The organism is Castellaniella caeni NBRC 101664 (assembly GCF_001592225.1).
Lineage (GTDB): Bacteria > Pseudomonadota > Gammaproteobacteria > Burkholderiales > Burkholderiaceae_B > Castellaniella > Castellaniella caeni.
On record NZ_BCWN01000008.1, the window covers coordinates 123,763 to 139,595 of the forward strand.

Genomic DNA, 15,833 nt, shown 5'->3' on the forward strand with positions numbered 1-15,833 from the left:
GGTTGCCGCGCCAGGTCGGCAGGCGTCTCCGGTACGCCGTACCGCTCGAAATACGCGGGTGAGCCCACGATGGCCATCTCGAGCGGCGGCGTGATCGGAACAGCCACCATATGCTCGTCCAGGCTCCTGCCCAGGCGTATGCCGGCATCCACAAGGGCGACGAGAGCAACAAGCTCGTCATCTTCAACCACGCTCTCCCGATGTGTCGCGCTGGCTAGGCGCGCTGATTACCAAGGTGATGGGATCTCCTGAACTGCATATCGGTGCCAACCTGGGCGTGAATAAACCGAACACTGACGGCGACAAACCATATTTCATGTAGCACAGGGCCGGTAATCATCCGCTTTGAAACCAATCACATATCAAATCGCAGCGTGATACCTTGATGTATCAAGATTGTCGAATCAGAGTTCACAATGCAGCGTCAGTGATGAGAAATCGCTTCGCCGTAAGGTCAGCCCCGGCAAGCACTTCATTGGTGGTCAATTTCGAGCCAAATTTTTCCGTCATTGTTTTACCTTTGACTTCAGGTGCCTGGAAATATTCGCCCGCTGTTGCCGCATTGGCCGCCGTGGCGGCGCGCGCCGACGGTCCCAGCGCATGGATCATGCGGCGCCAGTGTTTCGGGTTCGCGGGAATTGGCGATTCAACGATTGGCGACCACGACCTTGCCAATCATGTTGCCAGCCTCGACCAAGGCATGCGCCTGGATCAGGCCCGCGGCATTGATCCCGTCAATACGCCGAGTCAGCGTGTGCCGCAGGCCACCTTGATCAACCAGATCGGCCACGCGGCGCAGCAGGGCGTGCTGCCGGGCGATGGTGCGGGTGGTGAACATGGCGCGGGTGAACATCAGTTCCCAGTGGATCGAAATGGATTTGGTCTTGAATGGCCTGATGTCCAAGTCTGTCGGATCGTCAATGAGCGCGAACTGGCCTTCGGGGCGAAGTACGGCGGCGATATCCGGCACATAGCCAGCGCTATGGTTCAAACCAATGACGTGAGAAACATCAGCAATGCCGAGTTCGGCCAATTGCGACACCCAGGGCTGATGGTGGTCAATAACGTGATGCGCCCCATGGGCCAGTACCCAGTCACGGGTTTCCGGCCGTGATGCAGTGCCGATGACGGTCATGCTCGTCAGCGTACGCGCCAGTTGGGTCAGGATGGAACCAACACCACCTGCCGCGCCGACGACCAGCAGCACGTTTTTGTCCGTGGGGTCGGCCTCCTGGACACGCAGGCGGTCGAACAACAGCTCCCAAGCGGTAATGGCAGTCAGCGGCAAAGATGCCGCTTCGGCAAAATCCAGCGATGTCGGCATCGGCCCGACGATGCGCTCGTCCACAGCCTGCAGTTCGCTGTTGCTGCCGGGCCGCGTGACGTCGCCGGCATACCATACGCGGTCTCCAGCCTTGAAGCGCGTGGCCAGCGGCCCCACGGCGCGAACGATACCCGCGGCGTCCCAGCCTGCGATGCGAGCGCCATCGGCCGGGATGTCGCCGCCCAGCCGAATCTTGGTATCGACCGGGTTGACCGATACCGCCCTGACTTCGACCAGCAGGTCGTGGTCACGCAGCTTGGGCGTTGGCACTTCAATGTCCTGTAACGCTTGCGGATGGCTGATGGGATGATTTTGATAGAAGCCGACGGCTTTCATGGAGAAGCTCCTTAACAAACGAGGCTGTCATGTTATTTTGTTGTGATATGAAGATAAACACAGCAAATACTTAAACAATTTCTGCATTTCAATGAAAATCATCAGGCTCGATGACATCCAGATATTTGTGCGTACAGCGGAAGCCGGCAGCTTCTCAGAAGCGGCACGCCAGTTGAACATTGCGCCAGGACAGGCGAGCGCGTCCGTGAGAAGGCTCGAAAAATCGCTGGATACCCGCTTGTTCACACGCTCCACGCGCAGCATGCAGCTGTCGGAAGCTGGGGAGCGCTATCTGCCGCATGCGAAACGCATGACGAATGCACAAGAGCAAGGCCGGCAGGCCCTGGCCGACGGTCGATCCGCATTGACCGGCCCGCTGCGGCTGTCGGCGCCTTCCGACTTTGGACGCAACCTGCTGCTGCCGTGGCTGGACGACTTCCAGCACCAGCACCCCGGCCTGTCATTGCACCTGAAGATGAGCGACCGGGCGGCCGACCTTATCCGCCAGCCGCTGGACGCCGTCGTACGCTACGGCACGCTGCCCGATTCATCGCTGCTGGCCCTTCCATTGGCCGCAGGCAATCGGCGCGCCCTGTGCGCCGCGCCTGCGTACCTTGAACGGCATGGCGCGCCGACCAAACCCGACGATCTGCGGCGACACAACTGCCTGCGGTATGTGTGGAACGAACAGGTGCATGAACGCTGGCGCTTCACTTTGCCAGGCGGAGACCGCACGGTTGCTGTCACGGGCAACCGCGTCAGCGACGATGCCGACGTCGTTCGCCGCTGGGCCATCTCCGGAGAAGGGCTAGTCTACAAATCGCGGCTGGATCTGATCGGCGACTTGATGGCGGGTCGGCTGCTGGAGCTGTTTCCAGCATCGTATGGGGAACCCGCACCGCTGCACCTGATTTGCGCGCATCGCTCGCAGCTGACACCAGCAATCAGTCAATTGCACACCTTCCTGCGGGAACGGTGTATGGCCTTGATGGGCAAGCAAGCACCAAAACCGGAATAGTTTTTTCACGACTGGGGAAACAGGTGTTCTCCAGTCGGCATTTCGGTTGCAGCTCTCTTGAGAATCTCCTCGAAATGCGTAAGCGCCGGGTTGGAATTTCCCGCCAGACGCACGAAGGAGAGCGGCAACGCAACGGCAAGATCCGACAATGCGAGAAATGTCACGCGCGACGGGGCACGCCACCGATTGCACGAATTGACGACCGCAAGCCCTACGTCAGCTGACACCAGTGAAAGCATGGCGGCCTCGCTGGACATCTCTTGAACCACCCGCAAGGTCAAGCCTGCGCACGCGCAGGCTTGAATCAAGTGGTCATAGTAGGTCGGATAGACCGCGCGCTGGAATGTGACAAAGGGCTCATCAACCAGGTCGCGGGCCGACACATCCGCCCGCGTGTTCCCATGCCAATTCTGAGGCACCGCCAGCACGACCCCATGCTGCGTCAATCGTGTCGATGCTATCGTCTCGGGCAGCGGATCAAAGGCATAGACGAACGCTCCGTCCAGTTCTCCATCTTCGACTGCACGAAGCAGCTCCGGCGTCGTGGCCGGATGCAAATGCAGATCCACAGCCTCATGACGACGGCGAAACTCACCCAGCGCAGCGGGGATCAGACCCTCCCAACTCGCAATCTCGACCAGCCCCACGGCCAGCCGCCCTGATTTCCCCTCCATCACCATTCGCGCCGATCTGCCAGCCGCCTCGATCATGGAGAGGATGCGATGCACTTCGATCAAATACCGTTCGCCTGCACGAGTCAGCACCAGGCCGCGGGCCGTACGGTCGAACAGTTGAACCCGGAGTTCGGCCTCCAGATCATGTATCTGGCGCGAAATTGCGGGCTGAGAAATGTGCAAGCGATCCGATGCCATGCGCATGCTGCCGTACTCGGCAACCGTGGTGAAGTAACGTAAATGGCGAAGTTCCATGTTCGAGCCTGCCTGCGCGTGAAGAACCGCTTCAATTGTATCGACGCCACTGCAAAGGACGTCACAGTGCCAGAGACAGGCTCGCCCGTGCCCGAGAAATCCATCCCATGCCCTGAAGGCATCAGCCCCGCCAAAAAGAAGTATTGGGAATCCGCCGCCGGAAGCAAGATACTCCCCCTGTTCAAAACCATATCGCTGAGAACGATGGACGACATGCACCTTTATTCGATTGGAGACGCTGAAATCATCCGGGTCACCGAGCGTCTCGCCGACATCCCCGCGACAAGGCTCTTTCCGGCGCACGGCACAGAACTTCCCACCTCCGGCCTGCCCGAGAACCTGACGATATCCGTACATGCCTGGGTGATACGCCTGCCCGGAAGGCTGATCATCATCGATACGGGCATCGGCAACGACCGGGATCGCAATGGAAATCCGCTGTTCGACCATATCCACACGGATTTCGCCGAACGACTCGCCGGACTCGGCATCGATCGAAACAGCGTCGATACCGTAATCATGACCCACCTGCACATCGACCACGTCGGCTGGAACACCCACTACGACGGCACAGACTGGCAGCCCATGTTCCCCCACGCGCGGTACATCTGCTCCGCGCCAGCGATCGAGCGCTGGAAAAACGAACCAAAGCGCAGAACCATCTACAACGACAGCATCAAGCCCATCGTGGACGCAGGGCTCATCCACCCAATGGCCGGATTTGACCCCACCGAGCTTGGCGACGGACTCACTTACACCCCGACACCAGGGCACAGCCCCGACCATGCCTCCATCATCCTCACCTCGCGCGGTCACCATGCCCTGTTCGGCGGCGACATCATGCACCATCCCATCCAGGTCAGCCTCCCACACTGGAACTCAGTCTTCTGCGAAGACCCCGGCGGTGCCGAGAATTCCCGACGTCGCATGCTCGACTGGTGCGCGAAAAATCACGCGCTCTATCTCAGTTCCCACTTCGCTGGCAGCTCAGCGGGATACATCGAACAATCCACAGGGCGCAACTACACATGGCGCTTCGCAGCGCCGTTGACCATGCGGTAACGACCAATGAAATCGCACAATGACGGAGCGTATCTATGAGCGTGGCGAACAACCTGAATCTGACCCGTATCTTTCTGACCAAGCTGGACTCAACCGCCAGCCCGGATGAGGTCGCTCTACTGTTCGCGGAAGACCTCGTATGGAACGTCCCCGGTGATGCCGGAGCCCTTCCGTGGCTGGGAAAAAAGATAGGGCGTGCCGCCGTATCCAGCTTCGTACGGGACAGTCGGACTTTGCTCGCGCGGGAAAACCTCGAAATCAGAGACATCCTTGCCAGTGACGAACGCGCTGTTATCGTCGGAGAGCTGAAATCCAGGGTGATTCGCACAGGCAAGCCGATCGAGACACCGTTTTCCATCGTGCTGACCTTTGCGGGCGATAAAATCGCCACGTACACGATGCTCGAAGACAGTTTCGCTGTGTCTCGTGCTGCTCGCACAAGCAGGCACGCCGTATAACCGATCAGGCTTGGCCTGACGACCAATGATGGTCAATCAGTCTGATAATCAAACTCCCATGCCCTGCTCCACCTCTCCCTTCGTCGTCCTCGACGCCTGCGTGCTGATGTCCACCGTGCAGCGTCAATTGCTGCTGCGCTTGGCCGACCAAGGCGTATTCCAGCCAGTCTGGACTGAACGCATCGGCGAAGAATGGCGCCGCAATGCGGCGCGTCTTTGGCAGGTTCCACCTGAAAAACTGGCGACACAATGGGCCGCCATGAACCAGCGTTTCCCCGACGCCATGGAGACCAACACCGCTCCCTACGAAGCCGGTTTGCGCTACAGCGATCCGAAGGATTTTCACGTAATCGCGGCCGGCTTGGCGCGGCGCGCGCGCTGTGGCCTGCAGCGCCCGCCCGCCGTGCAGGTGATGACGTGGAATCTGAAGGATTTCAACCGATCCGAATTGCGGCGCCAAGGGCTGGACGTGTATTCCCCCGACCAATTGCTGGCCGACTGGTGGCGAGCGGGATCATCGCGCCTGGAAGCCGCCGTACAGGCCGTGGCCGCCGATGTCGTTGCACTGGGCCATCCTCCCGAACCGCTGGCCGATACGTTGCAACGCGAACGCCTGCACCGCCTCGAGCGCCTGTTGGCCAAAGCCCCTATGACAATGCCGCAATGATCGCGGCGGCTTTGCCACTCAGTGGTTTTGCATGATGTCGTAAAGACCTTTATGATAATTAAATAATAATCATTACAATAATGTACGGTACGATACCGAACCAAGCTATTTTGTAATGACCGTTATTTCAGCGATCTGGGAGCAAAACTGATGGGGCGCCATCGTGAATTTGACGTAGAGGCAGCGCTCGACGCGGCACTCTGTGTGTTTTGGCGCAAAGGCTACCAAGGCGCCTCTTACACCGACTTGACGGCAGCCACTGGCGTGGAAAGGCCTGCGCTCTATGCGGCCTTTGGCAACAAGGAAGCCCTGTTCCGCCAGGCGTTGGCACGCTATTACAAACGCTATATGGACTACGTGCCACGAGCCTTGCAATGCCCGACATCCAAGGAAGTGGCCGCGTGCATCCTCTACAACACAGCGGATCTCAATACCCGCTTCCCCGATCATCCCGGCTGCCTGCACATCAATGGCGCCGTGGCGGTTTCCGATGAGGCCGAATCTGTGCGCTTGGCCCTGATTGAGGCGCGCGCGGCAGGAGAGGCGCTGCTGAGGGAACGCTTTGAGCGAGCAAAGACAGAGGGAGATTTGCCGGAAACGGCAAAGCCGGACGTACTCGCCGCCTTTGTCATGTCGGTCGCGCATGGCATGGCGGTGCAAGCAAAGGCCGGCTTCAGCCGCGAGAAGCTCGAAGCTATCGCCAACCTGGCCCTTGATGCTTGGCCTGTGAAGGATGATGGTTGATTCTGTCCATAATAGGCATCACATCTCACAAGGAAAACCCGTGAATCCCTTGCTGTCACAGATATTGGATCTGGGCGGGACATTCATCTTCGCCATCAGTGGCGCCACGACGGCCGCCAAGCGGCAGATGGATCTTTTCGGAATCATGGTGCTCGCTTTCGCAGCGGGCAACGCGGGGGGAATCACTCGTGACCTGCTGATCGGTGCAGTACCCCCGGCGGCAGTATCGCACTGGGTCTACCTTGCGGTTTCAGTGCTCGCCGGCCTGATCGCGTTTCGGTGGAATCCACTGGTCACCAAGTTTGATCACCCGGTGCAGTGGCTCGACGCCGTGGGCCTGGGATTTTTCGCCGTGGCGGGCACTGAAAAAGCGCTTGCCTATGGGTTGGGCCCAGTGCCCGCCGCGCTGCTGGGCATGCTGACCGGAATCGGAGGGGGTATGCTGCGCGACGTACTGTCCAAAGAGATCCCAGCCGTCTTGCATTCTGATCTGTACGCACTCGCTGCGCTTGCGTGCGCCGTCATCGTCTCGGGCGGGCATGTTCTGCAGGTTTCACCCGTTGTCTCAGCCGCGCTTGGCATGGCCGTCTGCTTCTTCTTGCGTTTCATGGCAATCCGGTATGGATGGCATCTCCCTGCGGCTCGGGAGCGTGAGTAAATGATGAATGCCTCGAGAACCATCACAAGAAGCTGACTGCCGACAAGCGGATTTACTGGCGCGGTTACGGGCAATGGCCTGAACATTACATACACTGAGTTCATCTCATGCGCATCCTACTGGTTGAAGATGACCCCATGATCGGCCAGACCGTGCACGACGCCCTGCAGGACGCGGCCTACGCCACCGATTGGGTGCAAAACGGCCTGACGGCGCTCTCGGCCATCAAAGGCCAGCACTACGATCTCGTCCTGCTCGACCTCGGCTTGCCCGGCAAAGACGGCCTCGACGTGCTCGATGCGCTGCGCGCGCAGGGCAATTCCGTGCCCGTGCTCATCATGAGTGCCCGCGACGCCTTGGACGACCGCCTGCGTGGCCTGGACGCCGGGGCCGACGACTATATCCTCAAACCCTTCGACATGGCTGAACTGCTGGCCCGCATGCGGGCTGTTCTGCGCCGCCAAAGCGGCCAGGCCAGTCCGAGCCTGAGCAACGGCAGCGTCAGCCTCGACCCCGTCACCCGGCAGGCGCGCGTACGCGACCAGCCGCCAGTGCTGCTGTCCGGCCGCGAATTTTCGCTGCTGCAGGCCCTGCTTATCCGGCCCGGCGCGATTCTGTCGCGCGCCGACCTCGAAGACCGCCTGTACGGCTGGGGCGAAGAAGTCGAAAGCAACGCGGTCGAATTCCTCATCCACGCCCTGCGGCGTAAGCTGGGGCATGACGTCATTCGCAACGTGCGAGGCTTGGGATGGATGGTCTCAAAAAACGACTGAACGCATCGCTGCGGTTCAAGCTCGCATTCAACCTGTCGCTCATCGTGATCATCGTGGCGGGTATCGCGGGCATCTTTTCCTTCTTCTCCTCGCTGGACGAAGCCCACGAGCTGCAGGACGACGTGTTCTACCAGATCGCCGGGCTCATGGATCAGCAGCACCTGGCGCTGCCCCCCGGCAGCGCAGCCACGCACCTGGAAGACAGCGACGACGACTCGCACATCATCATCCAGCGTCTTGGCGCGGCCACGAACACCGCCACCGGGCACCATCGGCAGATCTCGATTCCAGCTTACCTGGCCGACGGCCTGCACACCCTCGAATCACAAGGGGAAATGTACCGGGTGCTCATCACCAGTCAGGCCGCCGGCGAGCGCCTGGCGATTGCCCAGGAAACCAGCTTTCGCGACAAGATCGCCCGCGAAAGCGCCTTGCGCACGCTGATGCCCTTTCTGGTGCTGATTCCGATCCTGCTCGTCATGATCACCCGGCTGGTGCGCACGACGTTCCAGCCCATTGCCGCCCTGTCGCACGAAATCGACCAGCGCCCGGTCGAAGACCTGCACCCCATCAGCGGCACCCCGCTGCCCGCCGAAGTGAGCCCCTTCGTCACGGCCATCAACCGCCTGCTGGGGCGCGTGGAACGCGCACGCGAAACCCAACAGCGCTTCGTGGCCGATGCCGCGCACGAACTGCGTTCGCCCATGACGGCCCTGTCCCTGCAGGCAGAGCGCCTGGCCGAAGCCGAGATGTCGGCCACTGCCCGCGACCGCCTTGCTACCCTGCAAAAAGGCATATACCGAGGCCGCAACCTGCTGGATCAGCTCTTGAGCCTGGCGCGGGTGCAGTCCTCCACCAAAGAGGCGGCAAGCCAGGTCTGCGTGCCGGCGCTGTACCGCCATGTGCTGGAAGACCTCATGCCCCAGGCCCAGGCCAAGCAGCTCGACGTGGGGGTCACCGATGCCCCCGACCTCTACGTCGCCGCCAGTGAACTCGACCTTGCCACGCTCATCAGAAACCTGGTGGACAACGCCATCCGCTATACGCCGCCGGGCGGCAGGGTCGATCTTTCCGCCCGCCTGGCCGGAGACTTCGTCGAACTGTGCGTGGCCGACAGCGGGCCAGGCATCGCCGAACACGACAGGGCGCGCGTCTTCGACCCCTTTTATCGGGTGCTGGGCAGCGAACAGATTGGTTCGGGCCTGGGCCTGGCCATCGTCAGAACCATTGCCAGCCGCCTGGGCGCGCGCATCCGGCTGGAAGCATCCGACGCGCAGACGCACGCCGGGCTGAAAGTGACGGTCAGTGTGCCGCGGACGAGTCGCGCCTGAACACCCGCACCCGCGCGGGCGGCAGATTGGCCCAGGCATAGTGGCTGTCGGCCTCGGTAAAGCCCTGAAAGAGCGCCGCGTCGTGGCTCCATAAAGCATAGGTGAACTGAACCAGCTGGCTGTCGGCCATCAGGCACTGTCGGCACTTGCCCAGAATGGCCGCCACGGTGTCGATGGGCAGCGAGCGCAAGGGCAGGCTGGAGACGATGGTATCGACGCGCCGATTGGCGGGCAGCAACAGATCGAGCTCGGCGGCGTCGCCCCCGACGACTGTGAGCATGGGAAACCGGTGACGCAGGTGCTGGACGAAAGCCGCGGAGCGCTCGACCACCCAGAGCCGCTGAGGGTTGATGCCGCGATCGAGCAAGGCCTGCGTGACGGAACCCGTGCCCGCGCCCAGTTCGACCACCAGGCCATCGCCTTCGAGAGGCACCTGCGCCGCCATCTGCCTGGCAAGCTGCCTGGAGCTGGGCAGCACGGCGCCAACCGCTTCCGGACGGGAAGCCAGCTCGCGTAGAAACAGACCAGGGGAAGACGTGTGAACCAGATCGACCAGCCGATGGATGTCAGACTGATAGCGGGCGTGGTAGCCGCGCAGACTCTGTACCAGAGGAATGGCACCGATGTTCTTGTTCTTCAGCATGCAGGTCTCCGGCTGGCTGACAATCAAGAGACTACAAAGGTGAACCCGATCATGACGTCACGTCAGAACAGCGACCAGTATACATGCACCCATCCCGCTTCCTGGGCCTTTTCGATGGCCTCGAAAACCGGGACGGATAGAAAATAAGGTAGCGCATCACGCACCGTTTTCCAGAGCCCTTCGAGATCCACCGTCACATGCTGCGGCGACCGCCACAGTGACAATTTCGGCCAGAAGCGCGGAACCCGCATGCAATAGTCGTCAAAAGAAGCGCCGAAGGCGACTCGCAACAACTGTTCTTCTTCCCCGACGATCCAGCGGAAGATCAGGCTGGCGGCCAGTGCCAGCGCCAGCCCGACCACCAGGCTGCCCGTCTGCAGGCCAATGCCCAGAACGGCCAGGATCGAAAAGACGTACAAGGGATTGCGGCTGACCGAATACGGGCCCTCGGCCACCAGATCGGCCCCCTTGCGTCCGCCCAGATACAGCATGCAGGCGCAACGCCCCAGCACTGCGGCGACCATCAAGCCCAGCCCCAGCCATTCGAGCCCCTGGTTGACCCAGCCCGGCTCCGGCCAGGCCGAACCGATCCACGGCAACAGAACCAGGGCAGCCACCACCAACACGCCCAGTGCCCGGCGGCGGCGCACCTGGGCCTTGGCCAGGCGGGCCCACGTGGCATCCAGAGACGGCCGGGGCGCATCCGCCCGGCCCGACACAGCCGCCATGTGCGACATAAAAATCCCCTGTGCGTTCAAAGACCCGAAAGGGCCGATGGGGCGCAGCCTACGCGGCAATACTTAGCACACACTTAGCACACACTTGGCGCAGACGGCGCGCGCGGATCGGCGACGGCATCCGCAGTGCGCCCGACTGTCTCGAAATCACCGCATCCAACCCATAAGGGCCCCTACGGGCTGGATTTATCACTTGAAATCAAGGATTTCCAGCAAGCACCACCAGGGTCGCAGTATAATGAGCACATGCTTTCCAGCACCCTTCCTCTCGTGTCCAATAGCCCGTCGGCGGTGCCTGTCATCGATTCGCACCGCATCATTCGCGCGGTGGCCAGTTCAACGGCCATCGAAACCGGGCAAGGCATCCAAGAACTCGAAGCCCAGCTGCAAACCGACAGCCGCTTCTCCGCGCTCGACCTCGCCACGCCGTCCGCGGCCTGACGCCGGCATGCGCGCACACGCGCAACTTCGCCTTCACCAGCCCTGATCAGCCGCGCGGCAGGGCCTGATCGACGCACTGCTTCATTGGCTCGTAATCTCCCATCAGCCCCATCTGGATGGCTGCGATGTAGTGTTCGCGCCGCAGCTCCCAGGGGCTGTAGTCCAGCGGGCCCTGACGGGCCTGCACGGCCATCACGTCGGCCAGCAGGCGGGAAATGCGCCCGTTGCCCTCGCGAAATGGGTGTATGAGAATGAACTCGACATGCGTCAGCGCGATGGCCTCGATCAGGGCCTCGCGGCCCATGCCCTGGCACGGGGTGTAGCGCGCCAGGTATTGGCGATCAAATGCCTGCAGCAGCGCGGGGATGCGGTCGGCGGCCGCGAACGGAAAACCGTTCTTGCTCATGTTGACCGAACGCTCGTGGCCCGCCCAGGCATAGACGTTGCCCAGCCAGCGGTGATGCCATTCGCGGATGAGCGCCACCGTCAACGGGCCCGACGGCAGGGCATGGTTGAGCACGGCCATATACAGCTTGCGCAGCAAAATCAGCTCGGCCCGGTTCATGTCCTCGCGCGTGACGATCCCCAGCTTGTTTTTCAGCACCTGGGCGTCGGAGCCTTCCTGGTAGCTGTTCTGCCAGCCACTGATGTCATAGCGACTCATCACCTCTCCTGCCCCGCAATATCCGGGATGGGACTTTGCCCATTGTCCCCAATCTGCTCACGAAGCAAAATAGGGACATGAACCAGAATCTCGTCCTGACCCCGCCTCAGCAGGCACTCGCCATCATCGGCGACATCCACGGCGAAGTACGGGCGCTCGATGCCCTGCTCGATCGCCTCGATCACGACCCGGCTACGCAAGGCAGGCAACTGGTCTTCATCGGCGACCTCTGCGACCGCGGGCCGGACAGCGTGGGCGTCATCCAGCGCGTCCAGGCCCTCGTCGAGCAAGGCCGCGCCCTGGTCATCCTGGGCAACCACGAAATCAATCTCCTGGCCAACGACGCCAAGGATGGCTCCGGCTGGTTCTTCGACAGCCGCAACGAGCCCGACACCCCGCACTATGCCCCCTTCACGCGGGCCAGCGCCTCGCAGCGTCCCGACATTCGCGCGTTTCTCGCCAGCCTGCCGCTGGCCATCCGCTACCCAGACCTGCGCCTCGTGCACGCCGCTTGGGACGCCGCCTCCATCGATGCCATCCGCGACATCCCTTGCGGCAACATCCTCGAGCTCATCCATCAGTGGGATCTCAACATCGCGCGCGCGGCCACCGAAAACGACCTGCAAGCCCGCTACCAGGCCGAACGCGAACGCTGGGCGCGCCAGCTCGAATCGCCGGACGATCCCCCGCCCTATCTCGATGCCGTGGCCGACTTCGAATCGCTGCAGCAGCGCCTGAACCCCATCAAGCGCCTGACCTCCGGCATCGAGGCGCGCAGCGCCCAGCCCTTCTATTCGGGCCACCGCTGGCGCTATTCCGACCGCACGGCCTGGTGGGACGAAGACGCCGACCCCAGCCCCGTGGTCATCGGCCATTACTGGCGTCTGTTCAACCCCCACGACCCGAACGTCTGGCGCTACAGCAGGCTGTTTGAAGGCATTGCGCCCACTGCCTGGCATGGCCGACACCGCCAGGCCTTCTGCGTGGATTACTCGGTGGGCGCCCGCTGGAGCGAACGCCAGAACCACCACCAGGCAGGCAACATCCGCTTTCGCCTGGCCGCCCTGCTGTGGCCCGAGCGCGCGCTGGTGTTCGACAACGGCGATCACATCCCCACCAGCTAAGTCTCTCAAGCCCTGTTTTCTTCGTGCCCGTGGCTTACGAGCCTGTGGACAAGTCTAGAGCGCGGCTTGCGTGCATTTCATGTGGACAGCTTGTTCACAAGCATGACATTCCAGCCGCTTGAAAAATCCATGCACAATCCGTCCTTGCACTGACCACAGAACAGGCCACAGGAAAAAATCGTACAAGTCATTGATGACATTGAATTTTTCAGCTTATCCAAGATATCCACAGGGTTCCATTATCTTTATTAAGTAGATAAAGATACTTGTTGGAAAACCGTTGTCTGCCCCCGCCATCTCGCTGCGCGCCAGCCCGGACGGCAGGCATCCAAGGGGGCCTTCCTGGTTTTCAGGGGACTGGATGACGGATCATCGGCACGGGTAGCGACAGATGCCCGCAACCTGCCCGGCAACCATCGCTGACGAGAAACGGCAAATCACGCGCGGGTTTCGAGGAAGATCAGGCCTGCCGAAACTGCCTGGAAAACGGGGTAAGACTGCCGAGGCACGGCCTGGCAGCCCCCGGAGGTGAAGATGTGTCTGTGGATAAGCTCTATGGAGCGTGTCTGTGTACGAAGTGTGGACGCTCTGTTCAGAAACGGGGATCAGGGCGCCAGATAAAAATCCGTCCCCAATCCGTCCTCTGCTCCCCCACACAGGCATCCACCGAAAAATTTCTTCTAATTTATTGTTTTACAAAGGATAATTGACTTGTGCCTGTTATCCACAGACACCCATCATTACTATCAAATAAATATAAAAGATCTTGTATAAACCAGAACTCTGCCAGCCAGCAGCACAAGACAAAAGCAGGTCAGGCAGGGTCTGAGCAGGCATACACTGCCGCAAGAAGTTGCCCTCAGGCGATACGCAAGGTTTGTAAACGCTCGATCGCGGCATCCAGCGTAGCGTCCAGCTTGGCGAAGCACAGGCGCAGCAGACGATGGTTCGCCTCCGGCGCGTGTGGGTCGTCGTAAAAGGCGGATACTGGAATCGACGCAACTCCACACTGGTGCAAAATCCGCAAAGACAGCGTTTTCTCGGGCAGATCGCCCAGAGCACTGGCATCCACCAACAGGAAAAACGTGCCTTCCGAAGGCAGCGCGCGCAATATCGTCTGCTGCAAACCCGCCGCCAGGCGGTCGCGCTTTTGCTGGTAGAAGCCGGACAAGGCATCCAGCTGGGCACCCTGTTGCAAATACGCTGCAATTCCCGCCTGTACCGGCGTACTGACGGAATACACCGCATACTGGTGCACCTTGCGGATTTCCGTCATCAATGCCGCGGGGGCGCAGCAGTAGCCAACCTTCCAGCCAGTGGCATGAAACGTCTTGCCAAATGAAGAAACCAACACACAGCGTGCAGCCAGTTGTGGCCGGGACACTGGGCTGTACTGCACACGCCCATCGAAGATGATGTGCTCGTAAGCCTCGTCGGACAGCAGCAACAGGCGGCTGTGTGCCAGCAGTGTTTCCAGCGCGTCGAGATCCGCCTCCTTCAGCGTGATGCCCGTCGGGTTGTGTGGAAAGTTCAGCACCAGCAATCTGCTGCTGGGGCGGATCACGGCCTCGATAGCGTTCCAGTCCAGCTGAAACTGGGGATTTTCAGGGCTGGGCACCCGCAGCGGCACACGGATTGGGACACCGCCCGCCAGTTCGATGACGGGGGCGTACAAGTCGTAGGCCGGGTCGATCAGAATCACCTCGTCACCTGCGTGCACCAGGGCCAGGATGCTGCTGGCCAGCGCTTCGGTCGCACCCGAAGTCACCGTGATTTCGGTGTCGGCCTGGTAGGTCACGCCATGCTGGGCCTGTACCTTGCTGGCAATCGCTGCACGCAAAGCGGGGATGCCTGCCATGGGCGCATACTGGTTGGGGCCGCGTCGGATGGCTTGGCAAACTTCCTCCAGCAGGGCTTCGGGCGGCTGGTAGTCCGGAAACCCTTGCCCCAGGTTGATGGCCTGGTGCTGAAGCGCCAGGGTGCTCATCTCGTTGAAGATGGTGTCGCCCACTTTGGGCAGCTTGGATTGGATGTTCAGCATGGAGTCTGTTGTATTAAAGGATTATTTATAAGTTTTTTACGGATTGGTTCAGCACAGTGTGCTCAGGGTGGATACAATTGCGTCTAAGGGAAAACTATGATTTGACTTTGGATCAAGCATGGTTATTCTCTTTGCTGCAATGCAATTCAAGCAGTACGCACGTCTCGCAGTAGACTTGCCCTGGCGCTACCCGCTTATCAGGCACGATCTGTTTCGTTTCCGCGTTCTTGATTCATTGTTGTTATCTTTCTTTTATTAGGACGTTCCTGATCATGGCTCAAACGGGCAAAGTCAAATGGTTTAACGCTGAAAAGGGTTTCGGCTTCATCACTCCGGATGCCGGCGGCTCCGACGTGTTCGCACACTTTTCCGCTATCGAAGGTCGTGGCTATCGCAGCCTCAACGAAGGTCAAGCAGTGGAATTCGAAGTCAAGGACGGCCCCAAGGGTCCCCAGGCTGCTGAAATCCGCCCGCTGTAAGGCGTAGCGCTTGATGCAAAAAAGGCACTCGCAAGAGTGCCTTTTTTCTTGGCTGCGACAGCTGAAAGTTGTACGCGGTTTTCCCAGAGTTGTCCACACACTTATCCTCATGACCTTATTCTGGATGTTCCACGTGGAACATCTTGCGGTGGGTCTGCTTGCACGGTTGTCTGTTCTTGCCTTGCTTGGAACTTCGTCAGGCGGATAGATGGTTCGGTTGGAAGGACTGTGGGGTTCCTGTCCTGGAATCGAGCCATCTATCCGCCGAGGTATTGCTTTGCATTGACCTTACGGGTGCCAACGCAGCTGGTTCTTGTATTGCACTGTTGTATTAGTGTTTTTGTTTCTAGCTGGCTCCGGCGCGCCAATCGCGCTTGGGTTCCAGGACAGGGACCACACAGTCC

Annotated in this window: 18 protein-coding genes and 1 pseudogene; 11 read left to right on the forward strand and 8 right to left on the reverse strand. The window is 60.5% G+C overall.

The annotated features are described in order from the left end of the window. Positions 1-5: 5 nt before the first annotated feature. The 3 genes and pseudogenes from CCA01S_RS16300 to CCA01S_RS07265 form a co-directional block, all read right to left on the reverse strand. A pseudogene (locus tag CCA01S_RS16300) lies at positions 6-155 on the reverse strand (LysR family transcriptional regulator); the annotation flags it as partial. Positions 156-411: 256 nt separating this feature from the next. Beyond that, the gene (locus tag CCA01S_RS15645; RefSeq protein WP_157076519.1) at positions 412-609 is read right to left on the reverse strand and encodes a hypothetical protein; all 198 of its coding nucleotides are present in this window, start codon (positions 607-609) and stop codon (positions 412-414) included. Between the two features lie 37 nt (positions 610-646). Next, on the reverse strand, positions 647-1,660 hold the full coding sequence (locus CCA01S_RS07265; protein WP_066456200.1) for a zinc-binding alcohol dehydrogenase family protein: 1,014 nt from the start codon (positions 1,658-1,660) through the stop codon (positions 647-649). Between the two features lie 97 nt (positions 1,661-1,757). On the opposite strand from CCA01S_RS07265, the gene CCA01S_RS07270 reads away from it, so the two are divergent. Continuing rightward, positions 1,758-2,678, forward strand: coding sequence for a LysR family transcriptional regulator (locus CCA01S_RS07270; RefSeq protein ID WP_066456288.1), 921 nt, complete (start codon positions 1,758-1,760; stop codon positions 2,676-2,678). A gap of 5 nt (positions 2,679-2,683) precedes the next feature. Here the strand turns inward: CCA01S_RS07270 and CCA01S_RS07275 are convergent, their stop codons facing one another. Beyond that, entirely contained in the window at positions 2,684-3,607 is a 924-nt protein-coding gene (locus CCA01S_RS07275; RefSeq protein ID WP_066456203.1) for a LysR family transcriptional regulator, read from the reverse strand. On the opposite strand from CCA01S_RS07275, the gene CCA01S_RS07280 reads away from it, so the two are divergent. The 7 genes from CCA01S_RS07280 to CCA01S_RS07310 all read left to right on the forward strand — a co-directional run bounded on the left by CCA01S_RS07280 (position 3,593) and on the right by CCA01S_RS07310 (position 9,300). Continuing rightward, on the forward strand, positions 3,593-4,669 hold the full coding sequence (locus tag CCA01S_RS07280) for an MBL fold metallo-hydrolase (RefSeq protein WP_066456205.1): 1,077 nt from the start codon (positions 3,593-3,595) through the stop codon (positions 4,667-4,669). The two genes, CCA01S_RS07275 and CCA01S_RS07280, sit on opposite strands and share 15 nt — an antisense overlap. A 35-nt stretch (positions 4,670-4,704) precedes the next feature. Next, on the forward strand, positions 4,705-5,127 hold the full coding sequence (locus CCA01S_RS07285) for a nuclear transport factor 2 family protein (protein WP_066456207.1): 423 nt from the start codon (positions 4,705-4,707) through the stop codon (positions 5,125-5,127). A gap of 58 nt (positions 5,128-5,185) precedes the next feature. Next, a complete protein-coding gene (locus CCA01S_RS07290) occupies positions 5,186-5,794 on the forward strand; it encodes a PIN domain-containing protein (RefSeq protein WP_066456209.1) in 609 nt (202 codons plus the stop codon). 150 nt (positions 5,795-5,944) lie between these two features. Beyond that, entirely contained in the window at positions 5,945-6,538 is a 594-nt protein-coding gene (locus CCA01S_RS07295; protein ID WP_066456210.1) for a TetR/AcrR family transcriptional regulator, read from the forward strand. Between the two features lie 40 nt (positions 6,539-6,578). Continuing rightward, a complete protein-coding gene (locus CCA01S_RS07300; protein ID WP_066456211.1) occupies positions 6,579-7,196 on the forward strand; it encodes a trimeric intracellular cation channel family protein in 618 nt (205 codons plus the stop codon). Between the two features lie 107 nt (positions 7,197-7,303). Then, positions 7,304-7,969: a response regulator gene (locus CCA01S_RS07305; RefSeq protein ID WP_066456214.1), complete on the forward strand. Its 666-nt coding sequence runs from the start codon at positions 7,304-7,306 to the stop codon at positions 7,967-7,969. Beyond that, positions 7,945-9,300, forward strand: a complete 1,356-nt coding sequence (locus CCA01S_RS07310; protein WP_066456216.1) for an ATP-binding protein — start codon at positions 7,945-7,947, stop codon at positions 9,298-9,300. Before CCA01S_RS07305 ends, CCA01S_RS07310 begins: the two co-directional genes overlap by 25 nt. Here CCA01S_RS07310 and CCA01S_RS07315 read toward each other — a convergent pair. Beyond that, positions 9,272-9,943 (reverse strand): class I SAM-dependent methyltransferase, encoded by a 672-nt coding sequence (locus CCA01S_RS07315; protein WP_084386590.1) that lies wholly within the window; start codon positions 9,941-9,943, stop codon positions 9,272-9,274. The two genes, CCA01S_RS07310 and CCA01S_RS07315, sit on opposite strands and share 29 nt — an antisense overlap. A 62-nt stretch (positions 9,944-10,005) precedes the next feature. After that, positions 10,006-10,680, reverse strand: coding sequence for a methyltransferase family protein (locus CCA01S_RS07320; RefSeq protein WP_066456219.1), 675 nt, complete (start codon positions 10,678-10,680; stop codon positions 10,006-10,008). Between the two features lie 246 nt (positions 10,681-10,926). On the opposite strand from CCA01S_RS07320, the gene CCA01S_RS07325 reads away from it, so the two are divergent. Beyond that, positions 10,927-11,121 carry a hypothetical protein gene (locus tag CCA01S_RS07325; protein ID WP_066456226.1) on the forward strand — a complete coding sequence of 65 codons (195 nt, stop codon included), beginning with the start codon at positions 10,927-10,929 and terminating at the stop codon, positions 11,119-11,121. A 46-nt stretch (positions 11,122-11,167) separates the two neighbouring features. On the opposite strand, the gene CCA01S_RS07330 is transcribed toward CCA01S_RS07325, so the two are convergent. Then, positions 11,168-11,785 (reverse strand): Fic/DOC family protein, encoded by a 618-nt coding sequence (locus tag CCA01S_RS07330; RefSeq protein ID WP_066456228.1) that lies wholly within the window; start codon positions 11,783-11,785, stop codon positions 11,168-11,170. A 77-nt stretch (positions 11,786-11,862) separates the two neighbouring features. Between CCA01S_RS07330 and CCA01S_RS07335 the strand changes: the two genes are divergently transcribed. Beyond that, entirely contained in the window at positions 11,863-12,909 is a 1,047-nt protein-coding gene (locus tag CCA01S_RS07335; RefSeq protein ID WP_066456231.1) for a metallophosphoesterase, read from the forward strand. Positions 12,910-13,768: 859 nt separating this feature from the next. Here CCA01S_RS07335 and CCA01S_RS07340 read toward each other — a convergent pair. Beyond that, on the reverse strand, positions 13,769-14,950 hold the full coding sequence (locus tag CCA01S_RS07340) for a methionine aminotransferase (protein WP_066456233.1): 1,182 nt from the start codon (positions 14,948-14,950) through the stop codon (positions 13,769-13,771). A 272-nt stretch (positions 14,951-15,222) separates the two neighbouring features. On the opposite strand from CCA01S_RS07340, the gene CCA01S_RS07345 reads away from it, so the two are divergent. Further along, a complete protein-coding gene (locus CCA01S_RS07345; protein ID WP_066456236.1) occupies positions 15,223-15,429 on the forward strand; it encodes a cold-shock protein in 207 nt (68 codons plus the stop codon). Positions 15,430-15,833 lie beyond the last annotated feature (404 nt).

Bases quoted from the DNA above. Each gene is read 5' to 3' on its own strand.
- CCA01S_RS15645 (WP_157076519.1), bottom strand. From the start codon at position 609: ATGATCCATGCGCTGGGACCGTCGGCGCGCGCCGCCACGGCGGCCAAT.
- CCA01S_RS07265 (WP_066456200.1), bottom strand. From the start codon at position 1,660: ATGAAAGCCGTCGGCTTCTATCAAAATCATCCCATCAGCCATCCGCAA.
- CCA01S_RS07280 (WP_066456205.1), top strand. From the start codon at position 3,593: ATGGCGAAGTTCCATGTTCGAGCCTGCCTGCGCGTGAAGAACCGCTTC.
- CCA01S_RS07275 (WP_066456203.1), bottom strand. From the start codon at position 3,607: ATGGAACTTCGCCATTTACGTTACTTCACCACGGTTGCCGAGTACGGC.
- CCA01S_RS07285 (WP_066456207.1), top strand. From the start codon at position 4,705: ATGAGCGTGGCGAACAACCTGAATCTGACCCGTATCTTTCTGACCAAG.
- CCA01S_RS07290 (WP_066456209.1), top strand. From the start codon at position 5,186: ATGCCCTGCTCCACCTCTCCCTTCGTCGTCCTCGACGCCTGCGTGCTG.
- CCA01S_RS07295 (WP_066456210.1), top strand. From the start codon at position 5,945: ATGGGGCGCCATCGTGAATTTGACGTAGAGGCAGCGCTCGACGCGGCA.
- CCA01S_RS07305 (WP_066456214.1), top strand. From the start codon at position 7,304: ATGCGCATCCTACTGGTTGAAGATGACCCCATGATCGGCCAGACCGTG.
- CCA01S_RS07310 (WP_066456216.1), top strand. From the start codon at position 7,945: ATGGATGGTCTCAAAAAACGACTGAACGCATCGCTGCGGTTCAAGCTC.
- CCA01S_RS07315 (WP_084386590.1), bottom strand. From the start codon at position 9,943: ATGCTGAAGAACAAGAACATCGGTGCCATTCCTCTGGTACAGAGTCTG.
- CCA01S_RS07320 (WP_066456219.1), bottom strand. From the start codon at position 10,680: ATGTCGCACATGGCGGCTGTGTCGGGCCGGGCGGATGCGCCCCGGCCG.
- CCA01S_RS07325 (WP_066456226.1), top strand. From the start codon at position 10,927: ATGCTTTCCAGCACCCTTCCTCTCGTGTCCAATAGCCCGTCGGCGGTG.
- CCA01S_RS07330 (WP_066456228.1), bottom strand. From the start codon at position 11,785: ATGAGTCGCTATGACATCAGTGGCTGGCAGAACAGCTACCAGGAAGGC.
- CCA01S_RS07335 (WP_066456231.1), top strand. From the start codon at position 11,863: ATGAACCAGAATCTCGTCCTGACCCCGCCTCAGCAGGCACTCGCCATC.
- CCA01S_RS07340 (WP_066456233.1), bottom strand. From the start codon at position 14,950: ATGCTGAACATCCAATCCAAGCTGCCCAAAGTGGGCGACACCATCTTC.
- CCA01S_RS07345 (WP_066456236.1), top strand. From the start codon at position 15,223: ATGGCTCAAACGGGCAAAGTCAAATGGTTTAACGCTGAAAAGGGTTTC.